At 38.6% G+C, this 26,249-nt stretch carries 22 protein-coding genes; 14 read left to right on the plus strand and 8 right to left on the minus strand.

Going from position 1 to position 26,249, the window contains the following annotated elements; genetic code table 11:
* The first annotated feature begins 135 nt into the window (after positions 1-135).
* The 9 genes from AC6CHV_RS21000 (at position 136) to AC6CHV_RS21040 (ending at position 12,972) form a co-directional block, all read left to right on the plus strand.
* A complete protein-coding gene (locus tag AC6CHV_RS21000) occupies positions 136-1,932 on the plus strand; it encodes a helix-turn-helix domain-containing protein (protein WP_341332638.1) in 1,797 nt (598 codons plus the stop codon).
* 196 nt (positions 1,933-2,128) lie between these two features.
* On the plus strand, positions 2,129-3,448 hold the full coding sequence (locus AC6CHV_RS21005) for a phenylacetate--CoA ligase family protein (RefSeq protein ID WP_341332637.1): 1,320 nt from the start codon (positions 2,129-2,131) through the stop codon (positions 3,446-3,448).
* 23 nt (positions 3,449-3,471) lie between these two features.
* On the plus strand, positions 3,472-5,505 hold the full coding sequence (locus AC6CHV_RS21010; RefSeq protein WP_341332636.1) for a hydantoinase/oxoprolinase family protein: 2,034 nt from the start codon (positions 3,472-3,474) through the stop codon (positions 5,503-5,505).
* A 2-nt stretch (positions 5,506-5,507) separates the two neighbouring features.
* Positions 5,508-5,870 carry an acetone carboxylase subunit gamma gene (locus AC6CHV_RS21015; RefSeq protein WP_341332635.1) on the plus strand — a complete coding sequence of 121 codons (363 nt, stop codon included), beginning with the start codon at positions 5,508-5,510 and terminating at the stop codon, positions 5,868-5,870.
* Positions 5,871-5,884: 14 nt separating this feature from the next.
* A complete protein-coding gene (locus AC6CHV_RS21020; RefSeq protein WP_341332634.1) occupies positions 5,885-8,050 on the plus strand; it encodes a hydantoinase/oxoprolinase family protein in 2,166 nt (721 codons plus the stop codon).
* Positions 8,047-10,098, plus strand: a complete 2,052-nt coding sequence (locus AC6CHV_RS21025) for a hydantoinase B/oxoprolinase family protein (protein WP_121448851.1) — start codon at positions 8,047-8,049, stop codon at positions 10,096-10,098. Before AC6CHV_RS21020 ends, AC6CHV_RS21025 begins: the two co-directional genes overlap by 4 nt.
* Before the next feature lie 24 nt (positions 10,099-10,122).
* Positions 10,123-11,061: a uroporphyrinogen decarboxylase family protein gene (locus tag AC6CHV_RS21030; RefSeq protein WP_341332633.1), complete on the plus strand. Its 939-nt coding sequence runs from the start codon at positions 10,123-10,125 to the stop codon at positions 11,059-11,061.
* A 214-nt stretch (positions 11,062-11,275) separates the two neighbouring features.
* The gene (locus tag AC6CHV_RS21035; RefSeq protein WP_341332632.1) at positions 11,276-11,824 is read left to right on the plus strand and encodes an NADPH-dependent FMN reductase; all 549 of its coding nucleotides are present in this window, start codon (positions 11,276-11,278) and stop codon (positions 11,822-11,824) included.
* Positions 11,825-11,976: 152 nt separating this feature from the next.
* A complete protein-coding gene (locus AC6CHV_RS21040) occupies positions 11,977-12,972 on the plus strand; it encodes an MsnO8 family LLM class oxidoreductase (RefSeq protein WP_341332631.1) in 996 nt (331 codons plus the stop codon).
* 81 nt (positions 12,973-13,053) lie between these two features.
* Here the strand turns inward: AC6CHV_RS21040 and AC6CHV_RS21045 are convergent, their stop codons facing one another.
* Both AC6CHV_RS21045 and AC6CHV_RS21050 read right to left on the minus strand, forming a co-directional pair.
* Positions 13,054-14,265: an amidohydrolase family protein gene (locus tag AC6CHV_RS21045; protein ID WP_341332630.1), complete on the minus strand. Its 1,212-nt coding sequence runs from the start codon at positions 14,263-14,265 to the stop codon at positions 13,054-13,056.
* Positions 14,266-14,271: 6 nt separating this feature from the next.
* Positions 14,272-15,354, minus strand: coding sequence for a hypothetical protein (locus AC6CHV_RS21050; RefSeq protein ID WP_341332629.1), 1,083 nt, complete (start codon positions 15,352-15,354; stop codon positions 14,272-14,274).
* A gap of 139 nt (positions 15,355-15,493) precedes the next feature.
* On the opposite strand from AC6CHV_RS21050, the gene AC6CHV_RS21055 reads away from it, so the two are divergent.
* A complete protein-coding gene (locus tag AC6CHV_RS21055; protein WP_498079613.1) occupies positions 15,494-15,928 on the plus strand; it encodes a DUF2383 domain-containing protein in 435 nt (144 codons plus the stop codon).
* A gap of 97 nt (positions 15,929-16,025) precedes the next feature.
* On the opposite strand, the gene AC6CHV_RS21060 is transcribed toward AC6CHV_RS21055, so the two are convergent.
* From AC6CHV_RS21060 to AC6CHV_RS21075, 4 genes are all read right to left on the minus strand, one after another.
* Complete coding sequence (locus AC6CHV_RS21060) at positions 16,026-16,391, minus strand: carboxymuconolactone decarboxylase family protein (RefSeq protein ID WP_121448844.1); 366 nt, start codon at positions 16,389-16,391, stop codon at positions 16,026-16,028.
* 25 nt (positions 16,392-16,416) lie between these two features.
* Complete coding sequence (locus AC6CHV_RS21065; protein WP_165918263.1) at positions 16,417-16,563, minus strand: hypothetical protein; 147 nt, start codon at positions 16,561-16,563, stop codon at positions 16,417-16,419.
* An 89-nt stretch (positions 16,564-16,652) separates the two neighbouring features.
* Entirely contained in the window at positions 16,653-17,678 is a 1,026-nt protein-coding gene (gene splB / locus AC6CHV_RS21070; protein ID WP_341332626.1) for a spore photoproduct lyase, read from the minus strand.
* The gene (locus AC6CHV_RS21075; RefSeq protein WP_099353271.1) at positions 17,675-17,923 is read right to left on the minus strand and encodes a transcriptional regulator SplA domain-containing protein; all 249 of its coding nucleotides are present in this window, start codon (positions 17,921-17,923) and stop codon (positions 17,675-17,677) included. The genes splB and AC6CHV_RS21075 overlap by 4 nt, the downstream gene beginning before the upstream one ends.
* Before the next feature lie 242 nt (positions 17,924-18,165).
* Here AC6CHV_RS21075 and AC6CHV_RS21080 point away from each other — a divergent pair, with 242 nt between their 5' ends.
* Positions 18,166-18,591 (plus strand): YugN family protein, encoded by a 426-nt coding sequence (locus tag AC6CHV_RS21080; protein ID WP_121448841.1) that lies wholly within the window; start codon positions 18,166-18,168, stop codon positions 18,589-18,591.
* Positions 18,592-18,657: 66 nt separating this feature from the next.
* Here AC6CHV_RS21080 and uvsE (AC6CHV_RS21085) read toward each other — a convergent pair whose 3' ends face one another.
* Together uvsE (AC6CHV_RS21085) and uvsE (AC6CHV_RS21090) are read right to left on the minus strand one after the other, a co-directional pair.
* Positions 18,658-19,623, minus strand: coding sequence for a UV DNA damage repair endonuclease UvsE (gene uvsE, locus AC6CHV_RS21085; protein ID WP_498079614.1), 966 nt, complete (start codon positions 19,621-19,623; stop codon positions 18,658-18,660).
* A 58-nt stretch (positions 19,624-19,681) separates the two neighbouring features.
* Complete coding sequence (uvsE, locus tag AC6CHV_RS21090; protein WP_498079615.1) at positions 19,682-20,635, minus strand: UV DNA damage repair endonuclease UvsE; 954 nt, start codon at positions 20,633-20,635, stop codon at positions 19,682-19,684.
* A 209-nt stretch (positions 20,636-20,844) separates the two neighbouring features.
* Between uvsE (AC6CHV_RS21090) and AC6CHV_RS21095 the strand changes: the two genes are divergently transcribed.
* The 3 genes from AC6CHV_RS21095 to AC6CHV_RS21105 all read left to right on the plus strand — a co-directional run bounded on the left by AC6CHV_RS21095 (position 20,845) and on the right by AC6CHV_RS21105 (position 26,239).
* Positions 20,845-21,678, plus strand: a complete 834-nt coding sequence (locus AC6CHV_RS21095; RefSeq protein ID WP_341332623.1) for a hypothetical protein — start codon at positions 20,845-20,847, stop codon at positions 21,676-21,678.
* Between the two features lie 183 nt (positions 21,679-21,861).
* On the plus strand, positions 21,862-25,104 hold the full coding sequence (locus AC6CHV_RS21100; protein WP_498079616.1) for a chondroitinase family polysaccharide lyase: 3,243 nt from the start codon (positions 21,862-21,864) through the stop codon (positions 25,102-25,104).
* A 121-nt stretch (positions 25,105-25,225) separates the two neighbouring features.
* A complete protein-coding gene (locus AC6CHV_RS21105; RefSeq protein ID WP_341332621.1) occupies positions 25,226-26,239 on the plus strand; it encodes a macro domain-containing protein in 1,014 nt (337 codons plus the stop codon).
* Positions 26,240-26,249 lie beyond the last annotated feature (10 nt).

Here is a 26,249-nt window from a genome sequence, read left to right on the forward strand (position 1 = left end):
ACCTGTCAACTAAAGCATTGACATTCTTTTCTAAAGGATATAAATTTATAATTATCATAATCTTCTGAGACACCTCGTACATATTTGTTTAGGCTATAAATAAATATAAATGCCGGGAGGTGGTTTTTAATTTCAATGAAAAATAGTACCTTAAATGAAAACCAGATTGAATTACTTCAAAAGGGAATTGAAAATCTCCACAGTATACAAGAATGGAATTTATTGACTGAAGCCATTGTATTAGAAAGTATTAAACTAGTCGGTGGTGGAAAGGGGATCTTTTTTGTTTTTGACCAAAGTTTAAAACAATTAATCCCTCAATCAAGTCAGAATCTGAACAAATTGGAGAAAAAAGAATTAATTGAGCGGACACAGCAAAAATTTCAGCAAATTGAGCTTCAAACTCTAAGATACATAAAAGATCAATCTACCTACTTTTTCCCCATAGCAAGACAAAAGACTTTTTCAGGAGTCTTAGTCGTTATTCCTCACCAAGAAGAGGAACTTTCAGAGAAACAGATTAATATGGTCAATTTCTTTATGCAATCAGTTCCCATTATTCTTGAAAACTCTCGCTTATTTTTGATTATGCAAAGAAAGTCAAAAAGTCTTAACTTCATGACTCAATTACAAAAACTTGTTAACCAATATTCATTTCAAGAAATTTTGGCCGAAATTGTTCAAAAGGTTGGAGAATTGTTAAATTCGGAAATGGCAGGAATCATGTTGTTTGATCCTGAACATAAGGAACTGAGACTGCAAAAACCAGCATTTGGATCATGGCAAGACTCAATAATTGAACAGTATCGTGTATCACTGACAGAAAAAAGTAATGCAAGAGATGTTTTTTTAACTGGGGTTCCAGCTATCACATCCGATGCACTATCAGACAAGCGTTTTAACCAAAGTTATGTAAAACTATTTAAAGCGACATCAATCATTACTGTTCCCTTAGTGGTCGATAATAAAAGAATTGGTATTCTGCACGCTATCAACAAAAATGATGGATACTTTACCCAAGATGATTTACATTTGCTTATGGATTTATCAGAACAATTAGGATTAACAATAAATGCGGCTCTTGAGATGTCTCATATAAGAACACCAAAAAATAAACGTATCGAAATTGAAAGGTACCTTATAAATCAGCTTTTTGATTGTTTACTATTTAGTAATATGGAAAAAGTAGAGGAAGCTTATAGCATATTGAAGACATTGGAAATTAACTTAAAACCTAAGATTTCTATTGTACGTATTGGTGCCTATAAGAATGGCGAATGGATTAACTTAAGTTCTAAGACAATATCTGAAAGAATCGTATTAAAAATAGAACAGTTGGTTGGGAATCCGTGTAAGATTTACAAAGATGGGGCTATCGTTGCTCTTGTTTCACATGATTCAGAACATGAAATACTAGATGTAAGCTACAAGTTACAAGACGTACTACAGAAGAATCTCGATTTACATGCGAAGACTAGGAAATTAGAGGTATTCATAGGAGTGGGTGAATCTGTAGATTCAATCGAGCTGACTGAACATTCCTATCAACAGGCAAGTCAAATCTTAAGTGCTCTTCCTAGAATCAGGCATCTCGGGAATGTCGGATATTTTCCAGCGTGTGGGAGTTGGACATTGCTTTCGAGTATGGTCATGTTTGATGAAAGAAACGTAAGCGCATACACGAATCTTTATCTAAAGAAGCTAAATGAATTGAAAAATTCAAAAGAAATAAAAGAAACCTTAGAAGTCTATTTAAAGCATAATGGTCAAATCAAGAGGGCTGCCGAAGAATTATTTGTACATCAAAACACACTTAAGTATCGGATTGAAAAAATAACAGATATGACTGGGTTTGATCTAGCAGATTCCGAGGTAAGACTTAGTCTATCTCTTGCATTAAGGCTAGAGCATTTGATGTATAGCAAAGTATAGGAAAATGACTATTTACATAATGGTCATTTTTTTTTGTGACATATCACCTATCTTTTGTTTCTAGAAGACAAAGATGTGTTAAAAATTCCGGTTATTTTTGTGGGTAAACAACGTGGTTATAGTGTTTTCTTTCCTGTAAAATGTACACATAATATTCTAAAAATATAGAATTATCGAGTAGGAAAGGAGGTATATCTTGTTCTCATATCAAAAATCAGTTGAAGAACAAATATCGCCTGAGAAACTTAAGCTATTACAAGAAGAAAAGTTACGCAAGCAAGTCCAGTATATGTATCAAAATTCCCCAATGTATGCTTCTAAATTAGATGAGGCAGGAATCCACCCTATGGAAATTGTGACACTTGAAGATTTACAAAAGCTACCCTTTACGGAGAAGTTTGAGATCCGTAAAAGCCAAGAAAACGCCTCTGATTTAGGTACACACCAATGTATTGATTTTGACAAAATTATAAGAATTCACTCCTCATCTGGTACAACTGGGAGGCCTACATATGTTGGGATCACCAAAAAGGATAGTGATGTATGGACAGATATTGTATCTAGAGTATATTACACAGCGGGTGTAAGACCGCATCATAAAGTTATCTTTGCAATGGGGTTATCATTTTTCGTTGGTGGACTTCCCTTAAAAGATGGAATTGAAAGATTAGGAGCTACTTTTATTCCAATTGGAACAGGAGCCTCTGAACGACTAGTAACCACGTCCTTACACTTAAAACCTGATGTACTTTTATGTACACCATCTTATGCAAATTATCTTGCGGATTATATACGCTCAATTGATATGAATCCTCGTGACTTAGGAATTAAGCTAATTGGTACGGGTGGGGAACCAGGCGGCGGTTTGCCAGAAGTGAAACAAAGGATTGAGCAAGATTGGGGAGCTCGAGTTTTTGAAGCGATGGGAAATGCGGATATGGCCCCTGTTCTTTTTTCAGAATGTCCAGCAGGGGACGGGATGCATTTTGTTGCACCAGATTATGTTATCTGTGAATTAATCGATCCAGAAACTGGTAAGGTCAAACCGTTTGAAGATGGAAGTGAAGGAGAACTAGTTTATTCTGCGATTGATAGAGAATGTGTTCCGCTACTTAGATTCCGTACAAGAGATTTAATTTCAGTAAAAACCGGAAAATGTTCATGTGGCAGTACTAGTTTTCGAATTCGATGCATCGGTCGAACAGATGACATGCTAATCATTCGCGGCGTGAACGTTTTTCCAACAGCAATAAAAGATGTTGTGAGTAGTTTTTATCCTAAAACAACTGGTGATATCCAAATCCTATTAGAAAAGCCGGGACCTGCAGTGGAACCACCATTGCAAATTAAAGTGGAACATGGAATGAACTCTGAAGAGGATTTACAAAATTTAAAAAAGGAATTAGAAGTAACATTAAGAGGTAAACTCATGTTTCGTGCCGACATTCAATTAGTTCCTGAAGGTACTTTACCTCGTTATGAAATGAAAACAAAGTATGTAAAAGAAATCTATTAATTAATATATAGGGAGGGTTTTACATGGCACAATACACTGTAGATATTGATACAGGTGGAACTTTTACGGATGGCTTCTTTTCCTATGGAGATCGATTTGAAGTAGTGAAGGTGGAAACGACGCCACATGATTTAACGGTTTGTTTTAATAATTGCATAATGGAAGGTGCTAAAAGATTTGGTCATGGAAATGTAAGCGATTTCCTAAAAGAAACGAAAACTATAAGACTTTCAACAACGGTTGGTACAAACTCAATTATCCAAAGAACCGGACCAAAGCTAGGTTTAATTGTTACAAAAGGATATGCAGATTCGTTGTATCAAGAGGGTAAAAACCCAATTTTAAATTTTTTAGTACAAGAAGATATGATTGTTTCCATTGATGAAGAAGTATCAGAAAGTGGAGAAGTAGTTAAAGAAGTTAATGAAGCTGAAGTACGACGAGTAACAAAAAAGCTATTAGAACTAGGTACAAGAGTAATTGTTGTCAGCTTAAAAAATGCTCATACGAACAATCAAAATGAGAAACTCGTTCGAAAGATTATCCAAGATGATTTTCCAAAGCATTATCTTGGAACAAAACCAATTCAACTTGGTAGTGATATTAGTTCACGATCAGATAATGGGGTTCGAACAAATGCGGCTGTAGTTAATGCTTATCTTCATCGTGATATGGTGAAGTATTTATATAAAGCGGATGAGGGGTTAAGACAAAAGGGTTATACAAAACCATTATTAATCGCTCACGCCAATGGTGGTGTTGCGCGTGTCGCAAAAACAAAGGCATTGGATACGTACAACTCCGGTCCTGCCGCAGGATTAATGGGAACAAGATACATCGGTGAAATGTATGGTCTGGATAATATCATGTCCGTGGACGTGGGAGGAACTAGTACAGATGTGGGATTAATTTCAAATGGAGAGCTTACATTTGATACAGAATCAAGCATTGCGGAAATTCCAGTCCACGCCCCTCTAATCCATGTTTTATCGGTCGGTGGTGGAGGTGGAACCGTTGCTAAGGTTACTCAAAATGGAGAGCTTCAATTAGGACCGGAAAGTGCAGGGGCAGTACCTGGACCAGCATGTTTTGGGCTAGGTGGAACAAGACCAACCGTAACGGATGCATGTGTCGTACTTGGTATCGTTGACCCTGACTATTTCTTAGGTGGAACAAAAAAAATATCAAAGCAAAAAGCAATCGATGCTATAAAAAAATGGGTTGCTACACCGTTAAATATATCAAATGAAGAGGCGGCAACACTTATTGTTGATAAAATCGAACAAATTGGTGCTGACACACTAAAACAGCTTTCTAATGAAAGAGGAAAAAATATAAAGGATTTTCAACTCTTTTCATTCGGGGGCGGCGGAGGCCTATTTTCCGCTGGAATGGCTAGGAAGAGCGGGATTAAAAAGATTTTTACATTCCCTTTCAGTTCTGTATTTAGCGCATTTGGTTTATCAACAGCTGATGTTGCCCATACGTATCAGGATCGTGTCGATTTCCAATTTAGTCCTAATCAAGAGATTGGAGAATTCCTTATTAATGCTAATGCTAGTCTCGAAAAAATGAAAAAACACTCTCATCGTGATATGCGTGGAGAAGGATTTACTCCTGAATCTATACGATATGAAGTTTCCTTAGAGGCTGCTTCAGAGGATGGAAAGGTTAGAGATATTTTCTATTTACCTAGTGATGTTTTTCATAGCACAAATGAACAGTATCTGAAAGAGGAATTACAATCAATCGCTAAGCATTTAGGTACCGACAAAATCGCAATCGAATTTATTCGATTAAATAGTTTTGTAAGCGTCTCTCATTTTGCGTTGCCATCCCTAGAGCTGGTTGATTCCATTCCAGAACCGAAATCAACAAGACCTATTTACTGGAAAGGGAATGTAATCAATACAAATATTTATGACATTGAGGGGTTAAAGCCTGGTCATAAAATTGAAGGACCTGCAGTTCTAGAGAGCTCAAATACAACGATCGTTGTTCCGCTTGGTGCAATGTTTAGTATGGACCAACATTTAAACGGAATTATGGAGGTGTAAGGATGAGAAGAAAAATAACTGAGTATATTGCCGTGGATTTACAAAAGGAAGTTTGGGTATGTGATAAATGTGATTATGAATTGAATTCAGCTCATGAGAATTATAAGAAAGGTTGCCTCATTTATGATCGTGATCCAAGCGAGATTCATCAACCACATGTAGAAGGGAATTACACATTTTCTCCTGATGCAAATTGGGTTCGTTTAGTTGAATTTTATTGTCCTGGCTGCGGTACGTTGGTAGAAACAGAAGTTTTAGCACCTGGACATCCGATTACACATGACATTCAAATAGACCTAGAATCTTTAAAACAAAAAGCTATTGAAGAGGAAAGTCGACAGAAAAAAGTATTTAAGAATGTGTAAAGGAGGAAAAAGAAATGACAACAAAAATTAGAGCAACAATCGATATTGATATTGGTGGAACATTCACAGATTGCTTTATTCGATACGGAGATCAATCCGTTATTTCTAAGAGTCCAACAACTGGATATGATTTATCAGTCGGTTTTATTAAAGCTATTGAAAATGGAGCTGATCTCCTTGACTTAGAGCTTGACGAACTATTGGAAGAAACGGATATGATTCGTTATTCTACTACAGTTGCAATGAATAAACTGATCGAACGAAAAGGGCCAAAGCTTGGATTTATTACAACCGAGGGATATGAAGATATTCTTTATATCGGAAAGGGAAGCCAATGGCAAGATGGAATTAGTTCATTAGAAAGTAGGAAAATTGCCGAAGTAAGCAAGCCGATTCCGTTAATTCCGAGAGAAAATGTTGTGGGAGTAAAAGAGCGAATTGATTATACAGGGGAAATAATTCGTCCACTTGATGAAGAAGATTTTAAAGATAAACTGCAATATCTAGTTGATCAGGGAGTAATGGGCTTTGTTGTATCTACTTTATGGTCGTTTAAAAATCCTGTTCATGAAAAAAGAATAAAGGAGCTCATTGAAGAAGAATATCCAGAGTATTACCTCGGGAATATGCCGGTTGTTCTTTCAAGTGAAGTTATGCCTAAGAGATATGAGTATACTCGCTCCAATATGGCGATCTTAAACGCATATCTTCACCAGGCGATGGCTGAAGAATTATCGAATATTGGAGATGAACTACGCGATTTAGGGTACAAGAATCCACTTCTAATGGTTCATAATACTGGAGGAATGGCAGAGGTGTTTCGTACATCGGCAGTAAATACGTATAATGGAGGGCCAGTTGCTGGGATAATTGGAAGTAATCAAATAGGTAAATTATATGACTATCCTAATATAGTTGTTACGGATATGGGGGGCACGAGCTTTGATATTGGGCTAGTTGTAGACGGAGAAACAAATAATTATCAATTTAAACCGGTTATCGATCGCTGGCTAGTGGATATGACAATGTTAGAAAGTAAATCGATTGGAACAGGTGGCGGCTCAATCGCATGGATTAATGATGTGCTCGGAGGCCGACTTGAAGTTGGTCCTCAAAGTGCAGGTAGTTTTCCTGGGCCAGTAGCCTATGATCAAGGTGGGACGGAACCAACGGTGACAGACGCAGACCTTGTATTAGGTTATCTAAATCCAGATTATTTTCATGGAGGAAACCTAACGCTAAATATTGAAAAAGCAAAACAAGTGATTGAAGAAAAAATTGCAAAGCCATTAGGTGTAGATGTCTATGAAGCTGCTTATCTCATAAAAAAAGTTTGTGACGGGAATATGGCAAATATTATCCAAAAAGAAACATCTCTCCAAGGAAATGACCCTAAAGATTTCGTGCTGTTTGCTTTAGGAGGTGGCGGTCCTGTACATGGTGCAGGTTTTGGGTTTGAGGCAGATATTCCTAAAACGGTTGTTTTACAGCAATCACCTGTATTCTGTGCCTTTTCATCTTCAATGATGGACGTCATGCACATTTATGAACAATCCAAACACATTATTCTACTAGAACCTGGAACAAAGAAATTTTTAACCGACTATGAATCTCTTAATTCAGTCGTACGAGATCTACAGGAAAAAGCAATCCGAGATATTACGGGTGAAGGATTCAATCCGGAAGATATTCAATATCAACTAGAGCTCGATATGAAATATGGTGGTCAACTTAATATTAAGAGGGCCCTATCGCCAACTATATTCTTAAATAGTCCTGTTGATGTTCAAAATCTTTGGGATAGTTTTACAGAAGAATACTCAAATGCTTACAGCTCTATTGCGGTTTACCCTGAAGGCGGAGTCGAAATTGAAAATGTTGTTTTAAAAGCAATCGTTCCACAGGAGAAATTTAACTTTATTCAAAATGAAGAATCTGGTGAAGACGCAAGCCATGCCATCAAAGGAACTCGAAAAGCATATTGGCCAGAACTTGGTGGATTTGTAGATACAAACATTTATCAGCTAGAGGATTTAAGAAGTGGTAATAAAATTGAGGGGCCAGCCTTAATCGAATCACCACATACAACTGTTGTTTTACCACCTAATGTTGTTTATACAGTTGATCAATATTTAAATGGTTTAATTGAAAAGAAAATGGTTGAGGGGGTAACGGCGTGATTGATTTCGGAATTAATGAACGAATCCATCCAGAACCAATAGATGAATTTGAGCAAACGGCCCTTGATAGTTTAAAGCCAGGTGAATATGAGATATATAGTGAAAAGTTAAACCAATTAGTGCTTGAGGCAAAAGAAGTCTTAACAAAAATTGGAGTTTCCTCTATGCTACACTCAGGGGATATAGTCGTAGGTTTATATACGGCTAAAGGTGACCTTGTAGCGGCCTATTGCGGCGTTTACCTACACGCTGTTACTACTCAAATTGGAATTAAATATATTCTTAAGCATTATAAGGACGATCCTACAATTGGGATTAATGAAGGCGATATATTCTATGCGAATGAGGCCCTTTATGGAGGGGTTCATAATCCAGACCAAGTAGCGGTTATGCCAATATTCCATGAAGGTGAGCTTATTGCATGGGCGGCAGCAGCGGTACATCAACCTGAAACAGGTGCGATTGAACCAGGTGGTATGCCACTAACAGCGAAGTCTCGTGCAGATGAAGGGATGAAATTGCCACCAATCAAAATTGGAGAAAACTATCAAATTAGAAATGACATGTTAAATATGATGGCAAACATGGTTTCAAGGGCGCCAAGAATGCAAATCATTGACACCAAGGCACGTGTTGCTGCATGTGACCGTTTACGTGTTCGTGTCCAACAACTCATTGAGAAAAAAGGAGTAGATCTTGTTGTTGGTGTCATGAGGAAAATGTTAATCGTAGCAGAAGAAGGAGCTCGTAAACGTATTTCAAGCTGGCAGGATGGTGTATACCGTTCGGTTTCTTTCATGGATACAATGGGAACAACCGACTCATTGATGCGTTGTCAACTAACATTAACTAAAGAGGGAGACTCACTCACATTTGATTTTACAGGTTCGTCACCAGAGAATGATGGTTCATTTAATAGTTTTATGCACATCGTACGTGCCCATATAGCAATCTATTTATTTGGTGTACCTTTTGCAGATTTACCAACATCATCTGGTATATTCTCATCCATAAAGGTAATTGTTCCACAAGGTACGTTTTTAAACGCGAATGTCGATGCCTCCGTAGCTAATTCACCGATTACAAACAGCTGTGTACTATCGACAACGTCTAATGCCTTTGCAAAAATGCTTTATGCAAGTGGTGTAAAAGAGCTTTCAACAAGTGGTTATGGTGCAGGTGGTTGTGCTGTTGTAATTGCTGGACAAAACCAATGGGGCATTCCATTTGCTGATATGCTTGCAAACGTACTAAACAGTGAAGGTAGTGGAGCCAGAACACATCGTGATGGAGATAACTCCTTTGGATTCCCTTGGGGATGGTGGGGGAAAGCTCCGGATGTAGAAGATATGGAGAATGAGCAGCCGCATGTACATTTATATTTTAAGCATTGGAAGGATTCAGGAGGTTTTGGAAAATATCGTGGTGGAGCAGGTACAAATGTGGCATGGGCTGTAAAAGGCGTTCCATTCTTAGTGTACCAATCGATTATTAAACATCATAAAGTTCCAATCTCACAAGGGTTATTCGGCGGTTATCCACCTCCGTCACATCCTGGAATTAAGATTGTAAATGCAAATTACTTTGAGAAAATGAAAAATGGGGATGCAGATATTCCTGTCAACACGACGGACCTCGTGAAAAATCGCTCCATTGATGGAGATTACGTAGTTGAGCGCGCACCACGCCCAGCCGCTCCTGTTAGTGAAGGTGATATTTATGTAGCAAATTCTACTGGTGGTGCTGGTTATGGTGATGTACTTGATCGTGAACCGGAAAATGTAATCAAGGACTTAAAGGATGAACTCATTTCAGATTGGGTAGCCCAAAATATCTACAAAGTATCCTACGATCCTGAAACGCTAACTTTAGATGAAGAAAAGACAAACAAGCTAAGAGAAGCGGAAAGAAAGGATCGTTTAGGAAGAGGAAAAAGCTACGAAGAATTTATGGTGGATTGGTCTTCAAAGCAACCACCTGAAGAAGCACTGATTTACTATGGAAGCTGGCCGAATGCAGAGCCTTTACGACAAATTGTTCGTATGTAACTTTTTATAATAAGGAGTTGTTCTATGGATAAAAAAGAATTAGTTCAAAAATTTTTTAAAGGTCGAGCTGTCCCTCGACCTCCTTTTCTCCCATTGGTTGGGACGTACTTAACAAAAGTGGATCAAGTTTCAATTCCTTCAATCTTACAAGATGCGAATACCTTTTATTCAGCATTAGTGAATACTCAAAAACTACTTGGCTACGATGCTATTATTTTACCGTTGGACCCGTCGTTGGAGGCAGAAGCATTTGGAGGAACCGTCGTATGGATGGATCAAGAAATGCCTAAGGTAATAGAAGTACCATTCTCGCAGGAATTGTTATCATCCGACTTTTTGGAAAGCGGAAGATTACCAGTTGTAAAAGAAGTGGTGGAACGATTGGTTAAAGTTCAAGGGAAAGAACTACCTATAATCGCTACGATATCTGGTCCAGTTACTATTATTAAAACCCTTTATGGAGAGGATATCACTTCAGATATAGGTTTAATGAAAAATAGGGCTTCACAAATAACCCAAGAAATGATTGGGTTGTGTAAGGCCTTTGGTGACGCAAAGGTTGACGGAATCCTCATTAATGAAGGCCAATTGGATTCTGCTTTATGGGAGGAATGTAAGGATATATATAAACCTCTCTTCAATGTCATTAAATTTTACAATATTTTTGGCATTTTGCGTTTTTCATCTGATATTAATTCAATAGAATCAACAAACCATTTGCCGGATATTGTTTTAGGCTCTCAGGATTTCATTACCAATACTTCTGTAAAAAACAAAGGCGTTGCATTTTTGCCGTCCATATGGGAGGAAACAATGGACCTATCTCAGCTAGCTTTACTTTGGAAAGAAAACAAAAAAAGAAGAATGTTCCTATCATCTAGCCAACCGCTTGATATAGATATTAACCTAACTGAACTACAAGAAAAAACCTCAATCATCTGCAACGAAGAATCATGGCAATAATTGGGCAAGGGACCTGTCCCTACGGCCCACCAGTCACTTACCCTATGTGGGGAGGGGCTGGTGTTTTTTTTTTTGCTGTTCTGGGAGGCTTACGCTTTTTTGTCAATTTGGTTTATGTCTTGGTTAATGCTTGAAGAGCAATGTGTTTGAAAAATGGGACAAATTACTATAATGTGAAAGTGTTAATGTTATTAATTCTTGGGAGGTAAAAGGAATGAACATCGTAACACTCGTAGGAAGCTTGAGAAAAAATTCATTTAATATGCAAGTCGCTAAAACCATGCAAGAACGATATAAGGATAAATTGAACATGCAAATACCTGACATCGGTGCTTTACCTCATTTTAATCAAGATGATGAATTAGATCCGCCACAGGTTGTAAAGGATTTTAAAGCAGCCATTGCCAATGCGGACGGTGTTATTATTATTACACCTGAGTACAACTGGTCGGTTCCTGGTGTATTAAAAAATGCCTTAGATTGGACATCACGCGTGGAGCAAGTATTCATCGGCAAACCGGTCATGACACTTGGAGCTACTCCGGGGATGATGGGAACGATTCGTGCTCAATTGCATTTACGTGATATTTTAGTTGCCCCAGGTATCCAAGCAAATATTTTACCTCCAGGTGCTAATGAAATTCTAATTAACACTGTACAACAAAAAGTGGATGAACAAACTGGACAACTCGTTGACGAGTCAACACTAAGCTTTTTAGATAGTAAAATTGAAGCATTTCTCGATTTCGCAAAAACAAACTAAATCAAAAATGGTGCTAGCCCCTTGAAGGATGCTGGCACTTTATTTTTAGAGACAGACAAATTGGGACAGAGGGACAGGTCCCACGTCCCACCATATTTTTCCTAACAAGACATGGATTCCTGTTACCATTACATAGAAAGGAGTATTCTGAAATGAGATTAAGTGTTCTTGATCAAGCGCCGATTACTAAAGGAAATTCTCCTGCGGATGCGTTGAAGAAAGCTGAGGAACTAGCAATCTTGGCTGATGAATTAGGATACCATCGGATGTGGATGGCTGAGCATCACGGAACCGGCTCATATGCTAGTTCTGCTCCTGAGATTTCTGTAGCACATTTGGCGGCGAAAACAAAGCGGATCCGAATTGGAACAGGTGGAGTCATGATGATGCACTACTCCCCATTAAAGCTTGCCGAGGTGTTCAAAACATTAAGTTCATATTCTCCAGGAAGAATTGATTTTGGAGTTGGGCGTGCACCAGGTGGGGATCAATACGCAATTTATGCATTATCTGAAGGTCGCCAACCAATGATTAATAATATGTACGAAAAATTCGACCAAGCATTGTATATGATCAAAGACGAAGTACCTGACCATCCACTCTATAAAAATACAATCGCAACCCCTTCTCAAGTTGTACTGCCTGAAGCATGGTTATTAGGTTCAACAGGAAACAGTGCTGTCATGGCAGGAAGAATGGGTGTTGGTTATTCCTTTGCACAGTTTTTCAGTGGGGAGATGACTAAGGATATACTAGGATTGTATAAAGAAGAATTTAAACCAACCGTCTTCATGGAAAAGCCACAGATTACAGTTTCCTATATGGTTACCACTGCAGAGACAGAAGAGGAAGCTGAGTTTGAAGCATTGCCACATGACATAGCGCGACTATGGTTGATGAGAGGTAAGCTTGGACAGGTGTTAACTCCAGAGGAAGCACAAGATTATCCGTTAACCGAAGTGGAACGAATGACGATACAAGAAAATCGCAAAAAACTTCACTTAGTTGGATCAGCTAAAGCAGTAGCTGAAAGACTTCGTCAAGAGCAGCAGGTATATGGCTTTGACGAAGCAATGATTTGTAGCATCCCGCATTCACAAGAAAAACGACTAAATGTATACAGATTACTTGCTAAAGAATTAATATAATCGGAAAGAGGGCCCCTAGTTCCACCATATATTTACAGGGACAAGGGACCTGTCCCCTTGACCCACAACCCTACGACCCACTCAGCCTCGTTCAATTACTTTGATTCCTTTATAGTAGATTTTTTTAATTTGTTCTACATCTGTTATTTCCAAACCAGGTATGCCCTCGGCGACTAGGAAATTGGCTTCGAGTCCTGGTTTTAACATCCCGAAATGTTTTTCTTTACCTAGGATCCTAGCTGGATTTGCAGTTAATAATGCAAGAATATCGTTTTCATTATAGTTCTCCTTTAAACGTTTCATAGCAGGCCCAGCAATTAGCATCAAAGAATCGGGCCCTTTTAAAGAGCAATCCTGAAACGGCAGCCATGGAACCCCAGGATAAGGTGGCAAGTATGCGTCTGTTGAAATAGACACAGGAATCTGTTTCTGTACCAACTTCTTAATTTCCGCAGGTGAGTTCGGTGGTAGATGTGTTCCGCCCATAGGAGTTGCCACAATTTGTATTCCTTTCCCAGAAGCCTGATCAATCTGCTCATCTGTAATCCCGTGGGCATGGTGCAAGACATCAAATCCTGCTTCGAGGGTCAGATCAATCCCTTTTTTACCGGCAACATGGCAACCAATTCTCTTACCCGTTTCATGAAATAGAGTGACAATTTCCTGCAGCTGTTGACTGGTATAAATGATTTCGCCTGCTTTTGGTACTACATCCTCTGTAAAATTAGCTGGGGTGGCATTGATAAATATATTTTCACCTGGATAATCACTGTTTTCGGCTATTTTTTTTACAAGAGTGGATGAAGTTAAGTCAGCTAGTGTAACGGCCGTTGATTCGGTAATTGATGTGAAATGGGCAAGTTCTTCAAAGCCGATGGAGATGCTTGTCGTTGCAAACGAGATATCCATTGGAAAATCAGCCACTGCTTCACGATAATCACTTATAGAAAAATCACATAGTGGATGACCACATATTTGCTCACCTATTGCCGTAATCCCAGAGGATAAAGCTTTAAAAAGAATTCCTTTTCCGGCAATAAAATGGGTCTCAGGAGTGACCGGATAAAGCGAGGTGGGCGCAAACTCAAGTAAATGGGTATGACAGTCAACAAGCGATGGTGTAATCACATGCTTTGAACAATCAACCACCTCTACATCAGGGTATTGAGTTATTAAATCATTCCAGGTACCTACCACTTTAATTAATCCGTTTTCGACCAACATTCCACCATTTTCAATCGTCCCCGCTTCTGAAACTGTAATGAGTTTTTTTCCGCGAATAATATATTTCATCGACCATCACACCAAAAATGGAGTTAGCCAGTAGCCGAGTACACAGGCTGTGGCAATGCGGATAATCAGTCCAATTACGGCTGCACCAAGTGCTTCTCTTTCAGTAAGGTCTGAGGTTTCAGCCCAAGTGACAGGAACCTGACCAAAGATGACAGATAATGGCAATCCTGAATTGGCAAGAACAAACGAACCAACAATTAATCGGGGATCAATGGTTGCAGCAAGGTCAGCAAGTTGAGCAACTGCCAATGTTGGTGCAGCAAGTACGGAAACGATTCCAGTAGCAGGTTCGATACTTAGAAACGTTAGACTTGAAGAAAGACCTGATTCAATGAAGCTCCAGACACCCGCAAATTTTAATGCGCCGATGAAAAAGAATACAGCAGCTACAGCAGGGATGATAATAAGAAAGAGAAGTTCTGCACCTTCTTTAGCTGATGCAAAAATCGTGTTTAAAAACCGTGTGTTGGGTGTAAAACGTGGTAACTCGGTAAGTTCTACTTTTTTTGTATCTCGATATATCGTTCTTGATAGAAGGAGTGGAACAATCACAATTGGAACAAAAATAGATAAAATTACTAATGGAAAGGCATTTATTCCAAAAACGGAAAGAGCAATCAGTCCAAGAACAAAGGTAGCAAAGGATTGGGGTGATTGAATCATGGTTGCAACGGCAATTTTTTGTTCAGCCTTTGTAGCGTTTGCCTTTACTAAAATCGGTCCAGAAATTTTTCCAGCTGCATTTATATCTCCAAGAATATTGTATACACTGGGAATGATGACTGAAGGATTGATTTTAAACCACTTCATAATGGGGACAAAAATCCGAATTAACCCGTCTGTAAAACCTAATCTTTCTAGTATCCTACCAACGATAACGCTTACAATAATAGCGATACCAATTTCACTTGTGAGGAAAATATCTACAACAACTGGTTTTACTTCTTGAATGATGGTATCGAAAAGCGTAGACATAGAATTAGGAGAAAGTAATAAAATAAGCAGTAAGCCAAAAACTAAAATAACCCCGATGATTTCCCACAAATGCCAATTTGCTCTTGCGGCTTGTGGCGTTTTGTTCTTCTCCATGCTGAGTCCTCCCGACATATAGTTATCATTATCCAATTTATGTCTAAAATTAGGATAGGTGCATGTATAGTGGTTTCCTCTTCATGCATAATTTCTTTTCGATTCTTCATAATAAGGGAAAAAGGAATAGTGTGAGAATATGAATAATAACGAAATCGTGGTTGAGGAACTAAACACTTTATTAAGAGGATGTTATATGGGCATTCGTGCATTTGAACATCATATTCAAAATCTTAACGATCCTGTGTTAAAACAGAGGTTCCAAGCGATGCAACAAGAGACAAAGCAAAATGCTCAAATAATCGCTGAAAGAATCCAGAATTTAAATGGTGTGCCTGCGGACAACGAGGGTCTTTCAGGAAGAATACACAGCTCCATGCATAAAATGATGCTTTCCGACGATCCAGTAGATATTATGGAAGATGCTATAAAAGGGCTAGATAAATATGGAGTTGAATATTCAGAGGAACTTGTTAAGGGAGACCTTGATCCAGAAAGCCGGAAAATAGCTAAAAAGGTAATCGATACAAGTCGGAGACATGCAGAAGAGATAAAAGCCTTACTTAATGGATGAACTCTAAATCATCGTATGACACACTCATTAACACTAAAGGGTGTGTTTTTTAGTGGAAAAAAGACAGCCTTAGAAGACTGTCTTTGGGTTAAAAGATTTACTGTTTTAATTGGTTCAATTCTTCAATACTATCCTGAACAAGGGTAACGGCTTGACTCATGGCTGCTCCTCCACCAAACGCAGCGGTTACACCGACAACTTCGAGAATTTCCTCTTCAGAACAACCTTGATCTAAACAGCCTTTTGTATGGTAGATGATACAATATTCATCTTGTGAATACAGACTTATTCCTAAAGCAATAAGTTGTTTTTGTTTTTGAGATAATACTCCCTCTTTAAAACATTCCTCTGTAAAAGCATTATATAATTCAGCAAGCTTTGGCATTTTTTGAGTAAAAGTACCAATACCGGTCTTGTAATCAAGGAGGGCAGCCTCCGTTGAATTTCTCGCTTCAAAATCCATAATATTGATTCCTCTTTTCGAAAGCTTATTTGTATCCCTTTGCATTTGGGTCCATGCTATTAGCACCATAATCTGGAACATGGCTCGCATGTTTTTCATGGTATCTTGATCCTGAACCAACATCATTATTTCTTTGTTGTTTCGCGTTGTTATTTCCTTTTTGCTTTGCCATCATTTTCACCTCTGCATTTTTTGGGGACGATGGACCTGTCCCTTTGTCCCTGACAAGGATACCTTGTCCAACGGTATTGTTACCTTGATTTATGTGAAGTATTCTAGTTTTGCGTTAGGGAAAAATTTTTCCATATACGAATAGAGGTGTTTTTTAATATCCTCTTCTTCATCCTTCTGATAGATGTATTTCCCAATCCCGTATTTACCCCACTTATACCTTCTTTTTTCTTCGTCCAGTTCCAATTTAGTCATTGGGTAATTTTTTTCGATAACCCTTTTTGCTGGCTTGGTAAATCGGTGCTGAATAAATTCAAAAGTTAAGTCCTTTTTGGCTTCTGGTGGTAATTCTGCCTCTAAACGCTCGAACATCTTATAGTATCCATCTTCCCATCCATCATGGAGGTAGATAGGGGCTATAATGAACCCAAGAGGATATCCAGCCCTTGCAACTTTACCTGCAGCCTCAATTCTTTTTTCTAATGGGGATGTTCCAGGTTCAAAGTTTTTTACAATATAATCAGCATTCATACTAAAGCGGAACCTAGTTTTGCCGTTGTGTTTGGCATCTAATAAATGATCGACGTGATGAAATTTTGTCACAAACCGTAGTTTGCCATACTCTGATTCACCAAAATGTTCGATCGCTCTTTTTAGAGTATGTGTTAAATGATCAATCCCTACAATGTCAGATGTACAGGATGCTTCAAACCTCGTTATTTCTGGGGCGCGCTCCTCCATATATTGATCAGCGGCTTCTAGAATTTCATCGACATTTACATATGTACGAATATATGGTTTTGATCCCATTGTTGTTTGTAAATAACAATAGTGGCAATGCCCCATACAGCCTGTTGCGAATGGAATTGCATATTCAGCAGAAGGCTTTGAGGTGTCAAATTTAAGTGTTTTTCTTATCCCCACTACAAGAGTTGATTTAGCGACACGGTATTTTTGGAAGTCGTTATCGCCAGGTAAGTTTCTTACCTGATTGTGTGATGTGGTATATCGAATCTCAACATCCATTTTTTCAAATTTTTCGAGGAGCTGTTTTCCTAACGGATAATCTAATGCTTTCGGTTCAAAATAGATGAGCTTTGGGTTAAATGGCTTCATTCGAAAGTCCCTTCTGAAACATCCCCATAGTAATACTGATAGGCTTGGTTTGCTTCTTCTTCTGTTGAATAAACAGCAACCTCATTTGATAATGGATAATACGTTTCATATAGAAACAGGGCCAACTCATTCGGTCTTTCTGGGTGATTTACAACAGCTGCTGCTTGGATATTAGCTACGTCTTGAGTATGGGGATTTCGATAAAATACATAAACAACATCACCAGCCTGATACATTTGTTCCATAACATCACCTTTACAGTGGGACAGAGATTCTTCGTCCCAAAATTTGTATTAGCTTGGACAACGAACTTGTGCCTGTGTCCTTATAAAAAAGGATAAATCCTTTTTACTCATTTTTGCTATTCATTCCCAAAGTTATGTCTGTTTGATTATGGAAAAAGAAGAGGTTTCATGCAACCATGTATGTTCCTATCCCATTTTGAAAATACTACCAATAGTAACTATGATTAGTAGAGGTGAATAGTGTGATTGCATTAAATTCAGTAATCGATGGGAAAAAAGCAAACTTTGGCGCGGTCAGAGATATATTTGATTCCCATGGATGCAGTTTTTGTAGTAATTTTGAATACGATCAAGGAAAGTTTGATGCGGTATTATCGCGTGAAAATGGAGAAACGATTTATTTACGGGTTCCTTTTTTCGTTGTGGAAGGGATGCTGGATCATTCGAGTGCCCAAATTCAATTTGGAACACCATATGTCATAAAGCATATTGTGAATTTTGGTCTTGACCATGATGAAAACTCATTTGTCACTGCAACAACTGGACTTGATCAATTCCAAGAGCCGCTTGATAAGGATGGGCGTATATCCGATAAAAGCAGATGGGAACAAGCTGGTGTTGAAGTAGTAGAACGCATATATAATTCCATGAGAGACTTAGTATCCTAATGGGAAAGGGACAGGTTACCTGTCCCATTTTTATTTTGGGACAAGGGACCTGTCCCTGTGTCCCAATTATTTTAAATAGAAGGAAGAGCCGTCGATTATTTCTATGTCATCCCTCGTTTTGATTTCTTCTATTAGTTGAAAGAGTGCAGCGTCTTTTTTCTTTGCTTCGATCATGCAGTCGATTTGTGGAACACTCCCTTTAATTTCTTTTAAAAATGTAAAGAACATCTCAATATCGACGAAATCTGAATGATGACGAAACGCTTCCTTGCTTTTTGGACTTGAAATATGCATTTTGATTGGGAGCGGTGAATGCTTCCATGTTTGCACAATCCTATCCCAATGCATTTTCCAATTAGGATTCTCATGGTGGGCAAGATGATGATGATAATCAAAAACAAGTGGAATATTTAGTTTTTCACATAAGTATAGGGTATCTTCTAGAGTAAATGATGTATCATCATTTTCGAGCATAATCATCTTTTGAATTTTTGCCGGAACCTCCATCCAATTGGTAACAAAACGTTCAAGCGAAACATCGGTTTCTTTATAATTGCCTCCGACATGCATAACACAACGATGAGTGGGATCTAGCCTCATAGCCCTTAAGAGAAGATAGTGGAGCTTTAGGGTGCGCACTGAATTTTTAAGAATGTCCACTTGAGGAGAATTAATCAGAACAAAGTGATCTGGATGAAAATCCACCCGGATATCATGTTCTTTTACAAAATCTCCTATTTCTCGTAGACTTGCCTTTAATGGTTTCATATAATTCCAATCAAGCAGTTCTTCATGATTGGCTAAAGGAATGAGTCGAGAGGTAAGCCGGTAAAAATGAATGTCAGATGCCACATTATGCTTTAGTAGTCTAAGTGTATTATGTAAATTGGAAAGGGCAATCCGCTCCAATTTGCGAATCGCAGCCTCTCTGTCCTCTATTTTTTGAAATTGGGCATATGTCATTGTTTTTGAAGGGGAAGCATTCTTAAGTTCTGTACTCATTGCCACGTAGCCAAGACGTACCTTTGTCACAATCATTCACCTCACATATTTCTTCATGTTTACAAGTGAGACAAGGGGCTGTTTGTCCCTACCACTCCACAGTTGAACTAGATGTTCGCTTTACTCCTCTAATTTTCGATATTTCTTCAACAAGTTTGTGCATGGCAAGGTTTTTTTGCTTCGCTTCGATCATGATATCGAAATCTTCATCAAGTTCCTTAGCCATTATTAAAAAAGGCATGACAAAGTCTAATGACACAAAATCAGCGTGTGAACGGTAGGCATTATCTGATTTGGGTGATGAAATATGCACTTTTGGTACAGTCGGCCTGTCATTCCAAGTATTGAAAATACGTTCCAAATAAAGAGAGAGGTCGACGTCTCCTATATTTGCCATATAGTGATGGTAATCGAGGACCATTGGAATGTTTTCTTTTTCACAGGTAATCAGTGTTTCTTCTACATCATAGGTTTTATCATCATTTTCAAGTGTCATTTGTTTTTTAATTTCATTTGGTAGTTGTTTAAGGTTTTGATGAAAACGTGATAATGATGTTTCCTTATCACCATATGCACCACCAATATGTATATTAAGAACTCCTTTATCAAGCGCATCTAATGCTTTAAGCATCTTGAAATGGAATTCCATATCGCTTACAGCGTTCGTCGTGACTTCATCTCTTGGACTTGTAAAAAGGGTGAACTGATTCGGGTGAAAGCTCACCCTCATATTAAATTGTTGGATAAGGCGCCCAAGCTCGTCCCATTCATTCTTAAAGGGAGTGATGAAATCCCACAAGACCTCAGGATGGGTGGCCAAGGGGACAAGTGAGCTTGAAAGCCGGTAAACCTCAATTTCATGTGCGATATTATAATGCAGAATCCTCTTTGTATGGAGTAAATTCTGTGCGGTCACAAATTTTAGCTTATCCATACGTTCATCTTTAGGAAGTGCTGCATACCGTGTGAAAGTTAATGATTTAGAAGGACTTGAATCCCATAAACCTAATGCATTTGCCACATAACCAAAACGAATTCTCATTTTTACCCTCTTTTGGGACGGGGGTTCTCCAGTCCCTTTTTTATTTGCAGTGGGACAAGGGACCTGTCCCTGTGTCCCAGAATTTTGTTATATTTAATGTAAGGAGAATATGATGTTATTATGCGGAAGTTTCTATTTTTTATGGGGAGATGATGGGGATCGAGCGAAATTTTAGGATTTTTGTGGTGCTGGCTTTGGTGGGGAGTTTGGTGTTAAATTTTACATTAGTATCGAAAGTGAATCAGCTTGAGGGGCAGGTAAGCAATTTTTCGAACTTTCAACATGATATTATCTCTAGTATTGATGGGCAGGCAAGTCAGGTGTACAGTGCTTTAGAAGAATTTAAGAATGAACAGAGCTGGATTAGTACGGTTACGATGGAGATTGATAACAACGCAGTAACAAATGGCCAAGCGAATGCAATTTTTAATTGGCAGGTCAAGGAGTTACAAAAAAATTCAGACGTTGTGTTTCATTACACCTTTAGTGAGAGTGAGGAATATAAAGCTCTCCCTGCAAATGAAATGCAAAATGGTCTTTTTCAGGTAAAAGTACCATTTAGATTTGATAAAGAGCCGCAATGGCATGTTGGACTGATTACTTCAGATTCCTATCACAGTGAAGAGGCATCAGAAAAAGAAGCTATTGATGGGAATGATATGATTCATTTTTATGTAACGGTTTCTTATGATGATGATTTGGTAAAAAGTAGCGTGATTCAGAATGAATTTTTAGGGGATTTGAGAACGAGTTATTACGGAATTATCCAGACAGATGTTCATATTTTTAAATCAAAATTAGATATTACGTTAATTAATTATCAGATTGATGAAAAATCTGTATATGTAGAAAAAGCAACCCTTTTAAAATATAAGGGAGATACCTTAATTGGAGAAGAAGAATTGCAAATGGTCAAAGAAGACTCACCAGATTATAGTGAACATTTTTTCAACATCCATCAAGTTGAACAATATGAAAATATCAGACTAGTAATGAAAGTCGAATATAGTAACGGAGATAGCTTTGAAAAAGAAATCTATTAATAGGACAGGGAGCCCATTCCATAGGTTGGGATTCCTTGTCCTTGTTTTTTTTATCATTTCAGGAATATATACCTATTCTTTTTGGCGGGGGTATAATCTTTTCACCTTTTTTTATTTTCTTTTTTAATTAACATTAATGAATGTAAGCGTTTTACACATTAGCATTGAAAGGGGAGAGTAAAGGTGAAGAAATCAAAGAATGACCACCAGGGACAGTTTCTGCGAGAAATAGACAAGCTAACAGCACCTACCTTATCAAAGGGAGGGTATGGGAAAAAAATCATCGCGTTATCGTTAACAGCTACTTTGGCGATGCCACTTGTCGTCATTGGGACACAACCACAGGCTTCAAAGGCACATGCCGAAGTGATTCAGGAGGAATCAAAACAAGAGGATATAGTAAAAAGGGCTTACCAGATGGAACAGGATGCTAAAGCACTCGGGATTCCATTATTTTTGTTCGAAGATGGTGTCCCTAAGACCTTTACTTCCAAAGAGGGAACACTTGAAACCACAGATGAGCATTCGAAGGATGGACGTCAGGCATTGAAATGGAAATTTCAGAATGGTTCAAGACTCACAGTAAAAGAAAAAATTAACTTTAAACCGTATGTTGAAAATAATCAGGACCAATCGATCGATACCTTTGTTGTCTGGGTCTATAATGAAAAACCCGTTAATGATGTAGCCACCTTCCAATTTGGCAGAGGAAATAAAGTGGATAGCTGGTTTGAAATGGATCTAAATTTTACAGGCTGGCGTACTGCTTGGGTTTCCTTTGAACGTGATATGGAAGGGACGCCACATCCTCAAATGAATCGGATGACGATTGTTGCACCAGAATCTACATCAGGCACATTATATTTTGACTCCATGATGCTTTCCACACCTCTTGACCCACGTCATCACACACCAGACCGGCAAGTACCGTTTGTGAATCCAACTGTTATGGAAGCCGCAAATAGTCACTGGCTCGGCTTGCTGCACTATTCGAGATTAACACCACCAGAACCTCAATCGGAAGTTTCTGATTCTGCAATAGCAGGTATTCGAGCAATTGATGAGAAGTTTACAGAACTAGTTTTTAAAAAGCAAAAAGTAACAGAGTCACTACTAAATGATATTCGTGGTGAATTTGCCACATTCGGCATCAAACGAAGCGATGAAGGAGGTATCAGTGGGGGCTCCTTGTTTATGCCGCATTTTGACCAAATTCCTGCACCATTAAAAGAGGACTTCAAAAACTTAAACAATACAATTGACCTTAGAAAATACACTGATTTTATGCAAGTAGTAGCGAATGCGTACCTCTCTACAGAGGACGATAATCAAAAAAGTGAACTAAAGACAATGTATATCGATTTAGTAGATCATTTAGCAGATCAAGGCTGGAACGATGGCAGTTCACAGGGAACTATGCATCACCTTGGTTATAATATTCGTGGATTCTATACTTCCGCTTTTCTCATGCGTGACGTGTTACGTGAAGCTGAGCGATTAGACCGAACCCAAAAAGCATTATTTTGGTTAAGTGGTGCAGGAAAAATATATACTCCCGAGGAAGAAGTGGTAGGGAATATTGATATCTTAAACACAACCCTGAATGGTATGCTTGCTAGTATTCTAGTTCAAGAGGATACTGTGGAGAAGATACGAGATATGGAGAGTTTTTCAGCTTGGCTATCTCAAGGACTTCGACCTGCGAAAGGGTTAGATGCTGCATTTAAGAAGGATGGCTCTGCTTTTCATCATGCGAATCATTATCCTGCATATGCGAATGATGCTTTCAAAGGTGTTACTCCAATCATGTATGTTCTTTCAAATTCTCCTTTTAGAGTTGCAGAAGATGCTCATGAGACACTGAAAAAGGCTTTGCTGTCGATGCGCTTATATTCGAATAAAACACAATGGCTAATTAGCGTTGCGGGACGTCACCCAACTGGTACCCAAGGCTTGGTCTTGCCGCCTTATAGATATATGGCATTAGCAGGAACACCTGATGGAAAAGAGGAAATTGATCGAGAGGTTGCTGCTGCATATTTGAGACTTTCTGATAAGGAGGATGCTACGGTACGTGAGTTCAAGAAGGTAGGAGTTTCAGCAGAGGCAGATCCAAATGGATATTGGTCGATGAACTATGCGAATCTTGGTATCCACAGACGAGATGATTGGCTTGTAGGGGTTAAAGGCTATAGTCGTTATTTATGGGGGAATGAAACCTATCAAAACGCCAATCTATATGGCCGTTATATGTCTTATGGGCAAATGCAAATAATGGGTTCATATAATCATAAGGATAGCGGTTATGTCCAAGAAGGTTGGGATTGGAATCGTTGGCCTGGAACAACAACGATTCATTTGCCACTTGATAAATTACGTTCAGATGTACGAAACGTTGACAAATTTAGTGGGGTTGAGGAAATGTTGTTATCTGACGAAACGTATTCGGGGAGCCTTAGTTTACAAGGGCAAAACGGTATGTTTGCGATGAAGCTCCATGAGCATCCAAAATATGAGGGGACTCATCGTGCACGAAAATCTTATTTCTTCTTTGACAATCGGATTGTTGCACTTGGATCTGACATTGAGAATGAGAATAGTGAGTATCCGACAGAAACGACGCTATTCCAAAATCATATGAAAGCAGATAATGAACCAGTCTGGATGTCATCAACTGGGGAGATTACAGATTTCCCTTACAGAGATAATCTTACACTTTCAGATAATGCATGGTTAATCGATAATAAGGATAATGGATTCTATGTACCTGCAGGACAAACACTTGCAGTTAGTCGATCTGAACAGCGGTCTAAGGATCAAAAAGATGGTTCAGATACATCAGGATCCTTTTCAACAGCATGGATTGACCATGGTCATGCTCCTAAAGATGGAAAATATCAATATGCTGTACTGGTTAAAACAAAAGTTGAGGAAATGAAGGCATTTGCTGAGGCCATGGAAAACGCTGATCTAGCTCCTTATCATGTTCTACAACAAGACCGGAATGCACATATTGTACATGATCAAGCAACTGGAATCACTGGATATGCGTTATTTGAGGTTAATCATGCTGTTGAGCATGGAATGGTGAAAGCTGTTGATACTCCATCCATGGTAATGACAAAAATGGAAGGTGAGAAGCTCATCTTAAGTGCTGTTGATACCGACCTACGTCTCTATGAAGGGATTGAAGAGGATCAATATGATGAAAATGGCGTTCAAAAAGAAGTAAGTATTTATTCACGGACTTGGCGCCATTCCGAAAGTAAGATGAAGCAAATGAGGATAACGATTGAAGGTGAATGGCAGTTAGGAACAACCGATGCCCGAATTCGTATCATATCCGCTACCAATGGAAAAACCGTCATAGAATTTGATAGCAAAGACGCAGAGCCAATGGAAATACAACTACTGCCTAAGGAATAACATTTATAGTAAAATAATGGGACAGAGGGACAGGTACCTCGTCCCATTTTTTATTTATTGGGACAATGGACCTGTCCCCGTGACCCACAAACCGGTTTCCAAGAGAAAGGAGCAGATACTCATGCCTTTGGAGATTGTTCGGAATGATATTACGAGGATGAAAGTTGATGCGATAGTGAATGCCGCGAACACAGAGCTGAAGATGGGTGGGGGTGTGTGTGGTGCGATATTTCGTGCTGCTGGTGCTGAAGAACTCCAAACTGCTTGTGATGAAATTGGTAACTGCCCGGTAGGAAATGCAGTTATCACTGATGCTTTTATGCTGCCTGCAAAATATATCATCCATACTCCTGGTCCGATTTGGCAGGGGGGTTCTAAGAACGAGGCAAAGCTCTTACAGTCCTCTTATATACAATCATTGGAACTTGCTTATCAGCATAAATGCAAATCCGTCGCATTTCCACTGATATCAACAGGCATCTATGGTTACCCAAAGGAGGAGGCTCTGCAAATCGCGGTATCGACGATTAGCTCATTTTTGATGGACCACGAGATGGTTGTCTATCTCGTCGTTTTTGATAAAGCATCATTTGGTGTTAGTAAAAAGTTGTTTGCTTCCATAAATCAGTATATAGACGAATATTATGTAGATGAAATAGAAACGACATTTAGCCGTGCTAGAAATATTGAACACTATCATGCTGAACCAATGGAGGAAACGGACGAACTCGAACTCTACGAAATCGAGGAAAGCCTTCAGGTCGATAGCAGTTTAGCTGATATCGTCAAGCAATTAGATGAATCATTTTCTGAAAGACTTCTTCGTTTAATCGATGAAAGAGGATTGACTGATGCCCAAACGTATAAGCGTGCAAATATTGATCGTCGATTGTTCTCCAAAATTCGTAAAGATGCTGGTTACACCCCTAAAAAGAAAACAGCGATTGCCTTTGCGATTGCATTACAATTGGATGTTGAAGAAACCATTCATTTATTGTCCGCTGCTGGTTACACATTGACCCATAGCAGCAAATTTGACATTATTATTGAATTTTTTATTAAACAAGCAAAATATAATATTCATGAAATCAATGAAGCTTTATTTATGTTCGACCAACCGTTATTAGGTGCATAAAAAATGTCGC

The organism is Ferdinandcohnia sp. GQ5 (assembly GCF_059759275.1).